Source organism: Bradyrhizobium sp. dw_411, from assembly GCF_018449695.1.
Classification (GTDB): Bacteria; Pseudomonadota; Alphaproteobacteria; order Rhizobiales; family Xanthobacteraceae; genus Bradyrhizobium.
In genome coordinates this window covers 153,417-165,880 of the sequence record NZ_JAAVUY010000010.1, presented here as the reverse complement: position 1 = coordinate 165,880, position 12,464 = coordinate 153,417, and the positions used below count along the sequence as shown (strand labels likewise).

At 56.9% G+C, this 12,464-nt stretch carries 15 protein-coding genes; 11 read left to right on the top strand and 4 right to left on the bottom strand.

Annotated elements, in window-relative coordinates:
* Positions 1-65 precede the first annotated feature (65 nt).
* Complete coding sequence (locus tag HB676_RS18815) at positions 66-890, bottom strand: helix-turn-helix transcriptional regulator (protein WP_213739374.1); 825 nt, start codon at positions 888-890, stop codon at positions 66-68.
* A gap of 91 nt (positions 891-981) precedes the next feature.
* Here HB676_RS18815 and HB676_RS18810 point away from each other — a divergent pair, with 91 nt between their 5' ends.
* Genes HB676_RS18810 through HB676_RS18805 form a run of 3 tightly spaced genes read left to right on the top strand, consistent with a single transcriptional unit; the run spans position 982 to position 2,220 of the window.
* Entirely contained in the window at positions 982-1,482 is a 501-nt protein-coding gene (locus HB676_RS18810; protein ID WP_249780325.1) for an NAD-dependent epimerase/dehydratase family protein, read from the top strand.
* Positions 1,479-1,652, top strand: coding sequence for a hypothetical protein (locus HB676_RS33880; protein ID WP_249780324.1), 174 nt, complete (start codon positions 1,479-1,481; stop codon positions 1,650-1,652). Before HB676_RS18810 ends, HB676_RS33880 begins: the two co-directional genes overlap by 4 nt.
* A gap of 22 nt (positions 1,653-1,674) precedes the next feature.
* Positions 1,675-2,220, top strand: a complete 546-nt coding sequence (locus HB676_RS18805; RefSeq protein ID WP_213739372.1) for an FAD-dependent monooxygenase — start codon at positions 1,675-1,677, stop codon at positions 2,218-2,220.
* A gap of 100 nt (positions 2,221-2,320) precedes the next feature.
* Here HB676_RS18805 and HB676_RS18800 read toward each other — a convergent pair whose 3' ends face one another.
* Together HB676_RS18800 and HB676_RS18795 are read right to left on the bottom strand one after the other, a co-directional pair.
* On the bottom strand, positions 2,321-2,764 hold the full coding sequence (locus HB676_RS18800) for a Spy/CpxP family protein refolding chaperone (RefSeq protein ID WP_213739370.1): 444 nt from the start codon (positions 2,762-2,764) through the stop codon (positions 2,321-2,323).
* Positions 2,765-2,867: 103 nt separating this feature from the next.
* Positions 2,868-3,281: a hypothetical protein gene (locus HB676_RS18795; protein WP_213739369.1), complete on the bottom strand. Its 414-nt coding sequence runs from the start codon at positions 3,279-3,281 to the stop codon at positions 2,868-2,870.
* A 248-nt stretch (positions 3,282-3,529) separates the two neighbouring features.
* Between HB676_RS18795 and HB676_RS18790 the strand changes: the two genes are divergently transcribed.
* Positions 3,530-3,925: a response regulator gene (locus HB676_RS18790; protein WP_213739566.1), complete on the top strand. Its 396-nt coding sequence runs from the start codon at positions 3,530-3,532 to the stop codon at positions 3,923-3,925.
* A 37-nt stretch (positions 3,926-3,962) separates the two neighbouring features.
* Here HB676_RS18790 and HB676_RS18785 read toward each other — a convergent pair whose 3' ends face one another.
* Positions 3,963-4,679, bottom strand: a complete 717-nt coding sequence (locus HB676_RS18785; RefSeq protein ID WP_213739565.1) for a Crp/Fnr family transcriptional regulator — start codon at positions 4,677-4,679, stop codon at positions 3,963-3,965.
* Between the two features lie 372 nt (positions 4,680-5,051).
* Here HB676_RS18785 and HB676_RS18780 point away from each other — a divergent pair, with 372 nt between their 5' ends.
* From HB676_RS18780 to HB676_RS18750, 7 genes are all read left to right on the top strand, one after another.
* Positions 5,052-5,744, top strand: coding sequence for a Crp/Fnr family transcriptional regulator (locus HB676_RS18780; protein ID WP_213739368.1), 693 nt, complete (start codon positions 5,052-5,054; stop codon positions 5,742-5,744).
* 512 nt (positions 5,745-6,256) lie between these two features.
* Positions 6,257-7,339 (top strand): histidine kinase dimerization/phosphoacceptor domain -containing protein, encoded by a 1,083-nt coding sequence (locus HB676_RS18775; RefSeq protein ID WP_213739366.1) that lies wholly within the window; start codon positions 6,257-6,259, stop codon positions 7,337-7,339.
* A 144-nt stretch (positions 7,340-7,483) separates the two neighbouring features.
* A complete protein-coding gene (locus HB676_RS18770) occupies positions 7,484-7,936 on the top strand; it encodes a hypothetical protein (RefSeq protein WP_213739365.1) in 453 nt (150 codons plus the stop codon).
* Between the two features lie 116 nt (positions 7,937-8,052).
* Positions 8,053-8,328, top strand: coding sequence for a hypothetical protein (locus HB676_RS18765; RefSeq protein WP_213739363.1), 276 nt, complete (start codon positions 8,053-8,055; stop codon positions 8,326-8,328).
* A 692-nt stretch (positions 8,329-9,020) separates the two neighbouring features.
* The gene (locus HB676_RS18760) at positions 9,021-9,338 is read left to right on the top strand and encodes an HPF/RaiA family ribosome-associated protein (RefSeq protein WP_213739362.1); all 318 of its coding nucleotides are present in this window, start codon (positions 9,021-9,023) and stop codon (positions 9,336-9,338) included.
* 245 nt (positions 9,339-9,583) lie between these two features.
* Entirely contained in the window at positions 9,584-9,991 is a 408-nt protein-coding gene (locus HB676_RS18755) for a hypothetical protein (protein WP_213739360.1), read from the top strand.
* Between the two features lie 84 nt (positions 9,992-10,075).
* Complete coding sequence (locus tag HB676_RS18750) at positions 10,076-12,451, top strand: HAD-IC family P-type ATPase (RefSeq protein WP_249780323.1); 2,376 nt, start codon at positions 10,076-10,078, stop codon at positions 12,449-12,451.
* The last annotated feature ends 13 nt before the right edge of the window (positions 12,452-12,464 follow it).

Below are 12,464 nucleotides of genomic sequence, written 5' to 3'. Positions count from 1 at the left end.
CACACGACGCCGCGGATCATATGGGTCTTCACGCTCGTCTCAACACGGACGATAATCAGTCGCACCTATTTCGGCAAAGACTTCAGCAGCGCGCGAATATTGTCCGCATCCGCGGGCGTTGCAGGGTTGTAGATTACTATGTTGAGGTCGGGCCGGCCATCGACGGCGAAACCAGAAAATTCCATCGAGAGCTGTCCGGCGACGGGATGATGCAGGACTTTCACGCCATCGCCATGCCCTTGCACATCGTTGTCACGCCACATCGCCGCGAATTCGGAGCTTGTCGCGCAGAGCTCATCGACCAGCGATTGCACATCGCGCGCAGCACCGGCGCGCGCCACATCCGCGCGGAAGGACCCCACCACATAGCGCGCAACACTTTGCCAGTTCGGTTGCGCTGCGCGTACACGGCTGTCGCGGAACATCATGCGCAGAACATTGCGCTGCCCATCCGGCAGTGTGCTGTAGTCGGTGAGGACCGCCGCGGCGGCCCTGTTCCACGCGATCACATCCCATGTCGCCGTGCGAATAAAAGCGGGACTGTATTCCAGCGTATCGAGCACGCGTTGCAGACGGGGTGAGATACCTTCGGGCGCGCGATAATGGACCTCGGGTGGCCGGCCCAGACCGAGCAGAAACAGATGTTCGCGCTCCACGTCGGTCAGCATCATGGCGCGGGCGATACGATCCAGTACATCGGCGGAGGGCGCGCCGCCGCGCCCCTGCTCCAGCCAAGTGTACCACGTGGCGCTCACATTGGCGCGCTGCGCCACTTCTTCGCGCCGAAGTCCCGGCGTCCGCCGCCGCTTCAGCGGAAAGCCGAATGCCGTCGGATCGAGCTTGGCGCGGCGATCCTTCAGATAGACCCCAAGTGAATTCGCGTCCGTCATCCTGTTAGCCGTTATACCTGTATAACTTCACTACTTTACCCGAATGAGAAACGTAGCAATATCCCGGCGACCTGAACAGGGAGTCTTTCTCATGCGCGTATTCGTCACCGGCGCCGCCGGATTTATCGGCAGCGAAACTACAAAGGAACTGATCGCAAACGGGCATCAGGTCGTCGGCCTTGCGCGCTCTGAAGAGAACGTTAGGACGCTTGAGAAACTTGGCACGGAAGTTCATCGCGGCTCGCTGCAGGACCTCGAAAGCCTGAAGAGCGGCGCAAGGGATTCAGACGGCGTGATCCATTTGGCGTTCATCCATGATTTCACTAAATTCGCGGAGAATGGCGCGATCGACAAGACCGCCATCGAAGCAATGGGGGATGCGCTGGCAGGCACGAACAAGCCATTCATCGTCACTTCGGGAACCGGCCTCATCGCGCCAGGTGTGGTGATCACCGAAGATATGCGGCGCGATTCCAGCCCGCATGTCCCGCGCGTGTCCGAGCAGGCCGGTTTGGTCTATGCGTCGCGTGGCGTGCGCGCGATGGCGATACGCCTGCACAAGTGCATGGCGCCGACGGGAAAGCTGGGTTGATCACTTATCTGGTCGCCGCCGCCTATGTCGGCGAAGGCGCCGAACGCTGGGCTCCGGCGCACCAGCAGGATGTCGCCCGCCTATACTGGCTTGTGTTGGAGAAGGGCGCGGTAGACAGGATCTACCACGCCGTTGGCGAGGAAGGCGTAACCGATATCAAGCCGGAGTGACAAAGCATCTGGAGCGATTGCCTTGAGACTCTCACGGATATCGATCATCGGGGGTGGTATCGGCGGCCTGAGCGCCGCACTCTCGCTCCAGCATTTCGGCTGTCGCGTTTCGGTATTTGAGCAGGCGCGAGAGCTTCAAGAGATCGGTGCGGGTGTGGCTATCTCGCCGAATGCGATGCTTGCGCTTAATTTTCTTGGCATTGGCGAGCGCGTGACGAGGGAAGCCGGGCCCGCGGAGGGATATGTCATGCGCCATTTCCAAACAGGCGCTGTGATCAAAACCAGGTGGACGGGACCAAACTACTTCCAGCAATTCGGCGCTCAGTATCATCAAGTGCATCGCACGGATCTTCACGCGGCACTTGCCGCTGCCATCCGTCGCAACGATCCGGACTGCATCTTTCTCGATCACCGTTTTGAGAGTTTGGAGCAGGCTCAAAAAGAGGTCGTCGCGACGTTTGTGGGCGGAAAGACATTCACCAGCGAAGTTTTGTTAGGTTGTGACGGCGGGGCCTCTAAGGTGCGAGCTTGTGTCTTCGGCGACGAAGCCGTGAATTACATCGGCTAGGTCGCGACGGTCCTTCAGTCTAGTGGTGCCCGGTCTCAGCCACACGAGATTGGTCGCGCTGGCGTCGGGCTTGCATTTGATAATCAAACGCGAGCGCCTTCTACTCCCGGCCCAGACGTTCGCGGAATCTGTCGAACTTCTCTTTTTGCCGTGCATCAAGGCTGTTGTAGAAGGCAATCAGCTTTGGATTTTCTATTTTCAAAGCTGTGAGTCGCGCCTCAATGAACGTCTGACCGAAAACGAGACGTGCTTCGAACGACGACAGATCCGGTTTGTTGGTGCAGAGAGTTGCTTTTGATTCTTCAATCGACTTCCTGCGTGCCTCATGGAATTCCTTGAAGGCCGCCTTCTGCGCGTCATTTAAATCCAGATGTTCCGCTAACCGATCCGCAAGCTCGGGGTGATGAGACGGCCCGCCGCGCTCGGCACAAAGATTCTCAAAGGGAGCTCTGCGCGGACCGTATTGCGCTGCTGTCGCCTGGCCCATGGTCGCGCCAAAAGCTGTAGACACCAGGACTAGGGTCGTAACGTTCAGCTTCCGCATTTCGTGCTCCCGTATTGGGTTGTATGTTGGCGATTTACTTGATCACGTCTTCTCAACTGGAGACCGTTGGCCACGCTATTTGCAGACCAGCGGACTCAGAGCTTTATCTTCTGCCGCCGCCATGACCGCCGCCGCCGCGACCACCGCCGACATGTCCGCCACCAACCGCGGCATGACTCATGCGGACACCCCCGCCCCAACGTCCACCGCCTCGGTTGAATCCACTGCGGCGTCCGCCATCACCATAACCTCCGCCGTAATACCCGCCGCCATAGCCATCGCCATACCCGCAGTCATTGAAATAGCAGTTGCCACCAACCACCCCACCCAGCACCCCGGAGATCACCCCGCCGATAATCGCTGCTGGAAAGGCGCTGCTGCGATAGCGAATCTGCTCGGCTACTGCGTCAGGCTTTCCCGCTTGCAGACCTGCCGGTGAGAGCATCCCCGCTCCGGCCGGCGCTGTCGTGGCGATCAATCCCGCTACGACGATTGCGGCAACTCTCAACTGAGACATACGACGATCCTTTTACCCGCGCCCGCATCATGCGGTGCCGTCACCTTTAACGAACGCAAGATCGGCGAGAAAGGCTCGGAAAATACCTACGCCCGGTGCTGCTGCATCCGCTACGGCAATGAGCAAAAATACTCGCTGTGAATTGTCTCTTTGGAAAACCCCGCATGTCCGGTTCGATCTCTTTCTGCTCGTCGGGGAACGATAGCGGGCACTTGAACGTTGCGTTAGGTTCCGGGAAGGACTGGCGAATGGAATGGGCGGCAACCAAGAAACCCGTCGTGCTTGTCGTCGAGGATGAGCTCCTCATTCGAATGCATGCGGCCGAAATGATAGAAGAGGCCGGCTTTGAGGTCGTAGAAGCGTCGAACGCCTATGAAGCGGTTGGGATACTCGAAGCCCGATTGGACGTCGCCGTGGTGTTCACCGACATCCAAATGCCCGGCTCCATGGATGGGCTGAAGCTAGCCCGAGCTGTGAGAGACCGATGGCCACCGATCCACATTATCGCGACATCCGGCCTCGTCGACGTGCGAACGGGCGACTTGCCTCAGGGCGGGCGTTTTCTTCCGAAGCCCTACAGCCCCGCGCAGATTACTGCCGCCCTTCGCGAATTGACCGGCGAGAGTTACACAGTATCGCGCTAAATCTTACGGCTCAGCCTTGGTAGCCGACTAGCGCGTTTCAATCCTGCTCAGCTTCCGTGTCTTCCGGAGCGTCCTTCGAATCCCGCTTAATCTCAGGCTTGTCGTACAAGACGGCATTTAGCAGTGAGTTGTGAACTTCAATTTTCCCATTGTAACTAATGAATCCAAGTTTGCGGAACTTGTTCATGAAATGGCTCACGCGGGACCGAGTCGTACCGATCATTTCAGCCAATGTTTCCTGGCTGATGTTGGGACTGATAGATTGTGGACTGCCTTCCTTTCCAAAATTCGCCAGCAGAAGCAGCAGGCGAGCCAATCGCTTCTCGCTTGAGTTAAAGAGCTGATCGATCAAATCTTCTTCAATCCGGCTATTTCGGGTCAAGAGATATGCCATGAACAGCTCCGAAAATTTCGGTTCACTGTGAAGCGTGGTGAGCATAGCTGATTTCGTAATAACCGTGATTAGGCATTGTTCCAACGCCGTCGTTGTCGCGATGCGCAACGAATGGCCGTTCATGCAACCTTCGCCAAAGAACTGGCCGGGCTCCAGAATCCCGACGACGGCTTCCTTGCCTTGCTCGGATACGACAACAACCTTGATCCGGCCTTTTTGAATATAAAAAACCGTGTCCGCCACGTCTCCTTGCGCGAATACGATTTGATCCTTGCGATATTCCAGTATCGTTTTTCCCTCCCCCACCATGGCGAGAAACACCTTGGGGTCAAAAGGAGCCTGATTCGTCTTGTTTGCCATGTCTGATGTGGTCCGCAGTGGTACGCCCACATTAGCCCAGCCGGGCCGCGAACGTCCGAAATAAAAAGCCGAAAAACAGGAGATTTTTCCGGGGATGAGGGACCTGGAAAAGGAGGCAGCGGTATCGGGGGGGTGAGCGGAGCCTAAACCAAGCGAGCCGCGGCGGAAACGGCTAATCCGGAATTCCAGCGATTCAAGAGTTGCACATGACGAAATTGCTGTCTGAGCAATATTGACCACATCCATTTCCATCGTTCAACGGCCGCGGGAACTTTTGCGCCGCTGACCCGTTGGCCAGCATCATCGCTCCATCCTCAGCTGTCATCGGTGACCGAGAGTGTTGTGCTCCCGCCTGACCAGGGATCAACACCGTTGGCTGTTCCACCGCGCCATCCGCCATCGAATGCATCATTTGATCCCAAGGCATTTCTGGGTCTCTCAGGACTTGGGAAGGTGCTGAAGAAATACAGGAAAAACGATGTCATTTTCACCCAGGGTGAAGGTGCCGGTACAATATTCTACATTCAAAAAGGCAAAGTTAAAGTCACGGTCTTTTCCGAACAGGGCAAAGAAGCTGTCGTCGGGATTCTGACGCAAGGGCAGTTCTTCGGCGAAGGATGTCTTGATGGTGTAAAACTTCGCACCTCGACCACGCATGCAATGGAGGGCTGCCTTCTTACATCGATAACCAAAGCGGCGATGATTGCGATACTCCGGGCAGAGCCCGCGTTTTCCGCGTTCTTCTTGTCATATCTTTTATTGCGTAATAGCCGGATCGAAGACGATTTGATTGACCAGCTATTCAATTCGAGCGAACGGCGGCTCGCCCGACTTCTGCTGATTCTCGCGGATTTCGGCAAAGAGGGCGTCACTCAGCCCATCCCGGTCATTCTTAGTCAGGAAACACTGGCCGACATGATCGGTACCACCCGGTCGCGCGTCAGCTTCTTCATGAACAAGTTTCGTAAAAAGGGTTTTATCAGCTACAACGGAAAGATAGAGGTGCACCGCTTGCTTCTGGATGCTGTCCTGCGTGACAAGCCGCAAATCAAGGAAGACGAGTAGATGACAAGCTCCTCCCGTGAATCGCCGAAATAAATTCTTTAGCGTGGTCAATATTGACCAAAAATCCCGTCATTAGACTGGCAGATTGATCCGGTCAGCGGCATCACGATAACTGAGATCATGAAATAGCGGCCGCCATCCTTCAAAACGTCGGACGAATGATGCCCGAAACCTTTTCTTCGTCTCGCGTTCCGCTTAATGCGGCCGAACGTCCTCACTGCTCAAAGTGCAGCGCCCAAATGACCCTGGTTCTTGTTACGCGAGGACCTTTGGGCTTCGATATTCGCACATTTGACTGCGCCAACTGCAACCATGCTCACATCGTAACCGTCGCAACCACGACGTGAATAAGAATTGGCAATAGATGGTCAATTTTATACAGACGTCCAAACTATGCAGCCATAGCTTTACGGTCTCAAACATTGCGAAAAGACCCTAGAGTCTTGCAAGGACTGCTATCGCGGAAGCGCGTTCCAGGAGGCGATTCGGACGCGAGAGCGTAAGGACGCGACATGTTCAGGAAGCAGTTCACTGACGACCGGGATGCTTTTGCGCTTGCTCATGCGATAGTGGACACCGTTCGAGAGCCACTCATTGTGCTCGATGACGAACTGCGCGTGGTCGCCGCGAGCCGCTCATTCTATGTGACGTTTCGGGTCAACCGCAACGAAACCCAGGGCAGGCTTCTGTACGAATTGGGCGACGGCGCGTGGGACATTCCAAAGCTTCGCCTGCTCCTGGGAAAAATCATACCCGAGCGCGGCGAAATGGAGGATTACGAAGTCGATCACGACTTTCCCGATATTGGGCACCGTACAATGCTCCTCAATGCCCGCAAGGTGTTCTACGAGGCGGGCTCACACGCCAATATCATCCTGCTCGGCATCGAGGATGTCACAGGAAAGCGGTCTCTGGAACGCGAAAAGGATGAACTGCTGCGGCAAAAAGATGTCTTGCTGGACGAAATCCAGCACCGCGTGGCCAACAGCCTCCAGATTATCGCCAGCATCATTCTGTTGAAGGCAAAGTCGGTCGACTCGGAAGAAACGCGCCGTCATTTGCAAGACGCACATAGCAGGGTCATTTCAGTCGCGGCCGTGCAGCAACATCTCCACGCATCGGCCGCCATCGGCTCTATGGAAATGCAGCCCTATCTAACAAGGCTCTGCGAAGCTCTCTCGAACTCCATGATCGGCGAAGATCAGCCGGTCATTCTGAAGGTCGTCGGCGAAGGTGGCACAGCAACCTGCCGCAACGCCGAGAGCCTGGGCTTGATCGTCACAGAACTCGTTATAAACTCACTGAAATATGCATTCAGAGGGAGCGGAAAAGACGGAGAAATCGTCGTCTCTTATGAGACTGCGGACACGGACTGGAAGCTTTCCGTCGCGGACAACGGTGTCGGGAAGCCTGATGGCGTATTCGCTCAACCGAAGAGCGGACTTGGAACCGGCATCGTCAAGGCTCTGGCGAAACAACTGAGTGCCCAGGTTGAGACCGTGAGCGACGGTCAAGGAACGACGGTTTCGATCACTCACGCGACATTTAGCGGCAAAGCTAAACCGAAGCCGGAGTCCGAGTCGTTAATCGCTTGATTGAACGGAACGAATAGCGGTTGCGCAACTTGCCTTCATAAGGACGCCCTCCTTGTCCTATGGATGTCCGCAAAGCCGGCCTCAGTGTGCCCCCGCGCTGAGGCCGTTTTTTTGGTATCCTTTCGGCCAGAGGAGACAAAGGCTATGGATTATCGTGGCGTTGAGTTTACTGCGGTCGAGTCTTCCCACGGTTCGTGGAAATGGCAATTATCGATCAAGGATCGGGACAAGATAAAAACCAGTGGAGAAGCGGCAAATCGAATGGCGGCGATCGAACAGGCTCATCAAGCCATCGCAGAAGGCCTGCGCGCCCACGCAACCCCTAAACACGAAGTATCATTGCCGCAACTGGCCCGCGATGTTCTCCATATCCTTCATGGGGCGCGAAGCCTTCCTTCCGCCGAAGCGATCGAGTCGCTGCGGCCATTTCTAAATACGATGCGCGACCGAGCTTCTGGAACCGACAGATTTGCAGATGTCTCCGCGGCCGCCGTAACCGCGCTTGTGCAGAGACTGGAAGCCAAGGGTGTTGCCACCGATGATCTCTGGGAAGAAGCGATCGAGTCGTCCACCAGCTTCGCGCACGAGGTAAGCTGAATTTGGGAGGCTCGTTGATCCCAGGGGTGACTAGCCGGTCTCAGATGTAGATCAGGCCCGAAGCCCAAGATTGATCTAAATCGTACAAACGAAATCCTGACAAGCCGCTATCGCCGATGAACGAACTCGCGATGAATCTCACGGCCGAGCGCGTTGACGACGGATATCTCAAGGTCCTGATCATTAGTCAGGCTATCTCGGTAAAAGTGCTCTGCGAGGACCCCGCAATGTGCGATCGCGTCGGCATTGTTCTCGAATTCCAACCCGATTCGGTCGCGCAGCGGGACGCCGTCTTTCATATCAAAGAAAAATTTCCGCATAGCTCTCAGCCTCGTGTCGTTCGCGATCCATCCATTTTGACCGGGTTTTTGCCGCGTCAAGCGAACGCATGACACAATCTCCCTGCTCACTTATTTCGAGGTCTGCCTCGCTTGGCAAAAGTCAATCCGTGATGATCGGCGGCATGACGAAGCGCACCAGCTTTTTTGAGCGCATCGATCCGCTGCGGACCTGGCGGCATTTCGCGCGCTTCCTCGAGAGCATCCAGCGCGCGTGCGTTCTCATTACGGCTGTCAGGCGAGGCTTCTTGCTTCACGATGTTCGATCTTACGTTGGCGGCACTAGATGACCGCAGGCCCAACCCTCGGCTTCCGCCTTCATTGGATCGGCGCTGACCTGCGCTTCGTGAATAAGGCCGCATTTGCAGCATTTCAGCGTCCAATGCTCAAAACCAGAACGCGCAGCAGTAATGCGCTGAATTTCCATGCGCGACTGACATTTGGGACAACGAGGCCTTGCCGCTGCGCGAGGCGATAGCGTGGGCATTTGACGTTCGGTCATAGCGTATTCCCTGCATCAGGTGGGAGCGTTATCGAACTCTCTGTCACCAGCAACTGCCGAGGGCCGGTCGGCGATCCTCCCATCCTGCCGCCTGCGGGATCCGGCCACTGTTCAATATTGCTCAACTTCCGAAAGAAATTCAGAGACGGAGCGGGCCACCCGCTACCGACGCTGGAAGCGGGTGCAACCATTCGGTTAGATGCGGATTGGCATGGGGACCAACGCTCTCGCCGGAAGGACCGAAATGCAGATAACACCAGAGATCACGTTCGAAGGCTCCGAGCCATCGCCGGCTGCGCGTGAGGTAATTTTAAGGGAGATCGAGCGGCTGGAGACACATAATCAACGCATCACGGGATGCCGCATAACCGTTATCGCTCCAAGCCACAAGCATCGCCATGGCGTGGGGTTTCAGGTCAACATCTGGCTGACCATACCGCCGCATGAAAACATCGTTGTAAATCATTCGGCCACGGACGACCCACCGCATGAATATGCTGAAGTCGCCATTAAGACCGCCTTTGCGTCTGCCCGGCGCCAGCTTGACGACCTCGCGGCTTGATGCGCGGCTAAAATCTCCAAATCTCCAAAGCGGAAAGTACGCTCCAGCAGATGTACCAGTTTGCCAATGGAGCTAGGTAGTTTCCGAGTCTACCTTAGCGCGATTGCCGTCGGGTATTGTCATGTTACCGCGTCACACACGCTCAATAAGCGCCATTTGAGCGACTCTCGGCTTCGGTGCTTTCGCGACAGGTGTCGAGTGGCCAATCACCTATTTCCATTGAATGCCAGACAGCAGGAGTTACCATGCGAATCCGTTCCGCCTCGACCATCGTCGGCTCCCTTTTATTGATCGGCCTGATTGGTACGCTGCCCGCCGCGGGTCAATCGGCTCAACCACCCCAACCCACAGCTTCCTCCGGAACGGCTGCAGCCGCTGACTGGAAAACCGAAAGAGACACTTACATCCAGAAAGCGCGCGACGACGTGCAAGCCTGGCAGCAGAAATTGCATGACATCCGTGAGAAGGCGAAGGCTAAAAATTCCGAGGCGAGCATCACGGCCCACAATGATTTCAACACGGCGTGGACGGAAACCGAGGATGCGTTCCACAAATTGGAGACCGTCGGCGCAGAAGACTGGGAGAGTGCCAAGATATCCTTCAACACGGCTTCCCAAAAACTTGCCGCAATTTGGGAAAAGATCAGGACTTAGGACAAATAAGTGGGCCTAAAACCAGCCTGTCGACTTGTGGGACATGCCCGCCAGCCGGCAGCAACATCGAATTGGAGTTAGACTATGGCCGCGATTACCCGGCCGTCGATGGAAGGCATTAGTCTCCCCAAGCCGAACGGCACGACGAATGTTACCGCGCGGCATGGCCTCTCCAGTGATGATGCCCGTCACCGTCTGACCCTTGGGTCAAACGCTATCGCCGATGTGACGCAGCACCCCGTGCAGCGCGCCCTCGGGAAACTGTGGGCGCCCGTTCCCTGGATGCTCGAGGCGGCCATTCTTCTCCAGCTTTTTCTCGGCGACTATGTGGAAGCCGGTGTCGTCGCCATTCTCCTGATCGCAAATGCGGCCATTGGCTTCTTCCAGGAAGGCAGGGCCCAAGCCACGCTCGATGCTCTCAAGTCACGGCTGGCGCTAGTGGCCGTGGTACAACGCGACGGGGTATGGATCACAATTCCTGCGACCACACTCGTTGCCGGCGACTTCGTGAAGTTGTCACTCGGCTCCGTTGTCGCCGCGGATGTGCGCTTGCTTGATGGATCGATTCTCGTCGATCAGTCCATGCTGACAGGCGAGTCCCTGCCCGTCGAGGCGGCCGCCGGCACCGAGACTTATGCCGGCGCGCTGATAAGGCGGGGAGAAGCCGTCGGGGAAGTGATCGCGACGGGAATACGCACCAAGTTCGGACGGACCGCGGAACTCGTCCGAAGCGCCAAGGTAGAAAGCTCCGAACAGAAGGCTATCTTGCGTGTCGTGCGCAATCTCGCGCTGTTCAACGGCGCCGTGACCGTCCTGCTGACCATCTACGCGCTGTGGCTCCCCATGCCACATGGCGACATTATCCCGCTTATCCTCGTCGCAGTCCTGTCTTCGATACCCGTCGCGCTACCGTCGATGTTCACGCTGGCAGCAGCGGTCGGCGCACGCGCACTGGCACGCCAGGGTGTCCTGCCAACCAGCCTGTCCGCCGTCGATGAGGCCGGCGGTATCGATATTCTCTGTTCCGACAAGACCGGGACGCTGACACGCAACGAGCTTGCGGTGATGTCTGTCCATTCAATGCCGGGATTTGACAATGGGCATGTCCTGTCATTTGCAGCGCTGGCGAGTTCCGACGGTGGTCAGGATCCCGTCGATGCTGCCATTCGCGCCGCCGCCGCTCGCCAACCGGCCGCAGACAAACCTGAGCTCATTACTTTTCTCCCCTTCGACCCCGCCGTTAAGCGCGCCGAAGCCACAGTTCGCGAGGCGGACGGCTCCGTCGCGCGCGTCGTCAAGGGAGCGTTCGCCGTCGTCCAGAGCCTGTCACAGCCGTCGCCTGCCTGTTCGGCCATCGTGGATGAGCTGCAAGCCAAAGGTTACAGGGTCCTGGCCGTCGCAGCAGGGCCCGCGGCGAAGCTGCAAATGGTCGGATTGATCGCGCTCAGTGATCCACCCCGCGAGGACTCCGCGGCGCTCATCTCCGAACTGACCGGCCTCGGCGTACGCACGATTATGGTGACGGGAGATGCTGCAGTGACCGCACAGGTGGTGGCGGGTGACATCGGCATCTCCGGCTCAGTATGGGAAACAACGCCTCTTCCTGGAGATCTTCAGGCGGATAAATTTTCTATTTTCGCAAGTGTTTTGCCCGAGGATAAATATCAACTCGTCAAAGCGCTGCAGAAAAGCGGCCATATCGTTGGCATGTGCGGAGATGGTGCCAACGACGCGCCGGCGCTGCGGCGAGCGCAGATGGGCATCGCAGTATCTACGGCGACCGACGTGGCAAAATCGGCCGCCGGTATTGTGCTAACCGAGCCCGGCCTTGGGGGTATCGTCGCGTCGGTGAAGGAAGGACGCACGACCTTCCAGCGAATCCTCACTTACACGTTGAGGTCGATCGTACACAAGGTTGTCCAGGTGCTGTTCCTGGCTACTGGCTTGATTATCACCGGCCAGGCTATCCTGACACCCATGCTCATGGTCCTGATGATGGTGACCGGCGACTTTCTGGCCATGTCGTCATCCACCGATAACGTTCGGCCGTCTCCGACGCCGAGTGTCTGGAAAATCGGCCGCTTGACCGCGGCTGGCGTCATTATGGGGATGGTCGATCTGATGTTCTGCGTTGCGTGTTTTTCGACCGGGCGATTCCTGCTGAACCTCGACATCGGCACGCTGCAGACACTCACCGTGGTGACGCTGGTATTCAGTGGACAGGCCGTCTTCTATGTTGCGCGCGAGCGGCAACACCTCTGGCGCTCCATGCCTGGCAAATGGCTCATTGTTTCCTCAGCGGTAGATTTGACGCTGATCAGCTTTTTAGCCGTCAACGGGTTCCTGATGAAACCGCTTGCGATAACAGTTGTGGCGGGCCTGTTCGCAGCCGCGATTATATTCTCCCTTCTGCTGGACTCGGTGAAGGTGGTTCTGTTCCGCCGCTTCGCGATCGCTTAATCGCAGCAGAACG

Coding starts and splice junctions, on each gene's coding strand:
- HB676_RS18775 (WP_213739366.1), top strand. CDS start 6,257: ATGTTCAGGAAGCAGTTCACTGACGACCGGGATGCTTTTGCGCTTGCT.
- HB676_RS18765 (WP_213739363.1), top strand. CDS start 8,053: ATGAACGAACTCGCGATGAATCTCACGGCCGAGCGCGTTGACGACGGA.
- HB676_RS18760 (WP_213739362.1), top strand. CDS start 9,021: ATGCAGATAACACCAGAGATCACGTTCGAAGGCTCCGAGCCATCGCCG.
- HB676_RS18755 (WP_213739360.1), top strand. CDS start 9,584: ATGCGAATCCGTTCCGCCTCGACCATCGTCGGCTCCCTTTTATTGATC.
- HB676_RS18800 (WP_213739370.1), bottom strand. CDS start 2,764: ATGCGGAAGCTGAACGTTACGACCCTAGTCCTGGTGTCTACAGCTTTT.
- HB676_RS18790 (WP_213739566.1), top strand. CDS start 3,530: ATGGAATGGGCGGCAACCAAGAAACCCGTCGTGCTTGTCGTCGAGGAT.
- HB676_RS18795 (WP_213739369.1), bottom strand. CDS start 3,281: ATGTCTCAGTTGAGAGTTGCCGCAATCGTCGTAGCGGGATTGATCGCC.
- HB676_RS18750 (WP_249780323.1), top strand. CDS start 10,076: ATGGCCGCGATTACCCGGCCGTCGATGGAAGGCATTAGTCTCCCCAAG.
- HB676_RS18815 (WP_213739374.1), bottom strand. CDS start 890: ATGACGGACGCGAATTCACTTGGGGTCTATCTGAAGGATCGCCGCGCC.
- HB676_RS18785 (WP_213739565.1), bottom strand. CDS start 4,679: ATGGCAAACAAGACGAATCAGGCTCCTTTTGACCCCAAGGTGTTTCTC.
- HB676_RS18770 (WP_213739365.1), top strand. CDS start 7,484: ATGGATTATCGTGGCGTTGAGTTTACTGCGGTCGAGTCTTCCCACGGT.
- HB676_RS18810 (WP_249780325.1), top strand. CDS start 982: ATGCGCGTATTCGTCACCGGCGCCGCCGGATTTATCGGCAGCGAAACT.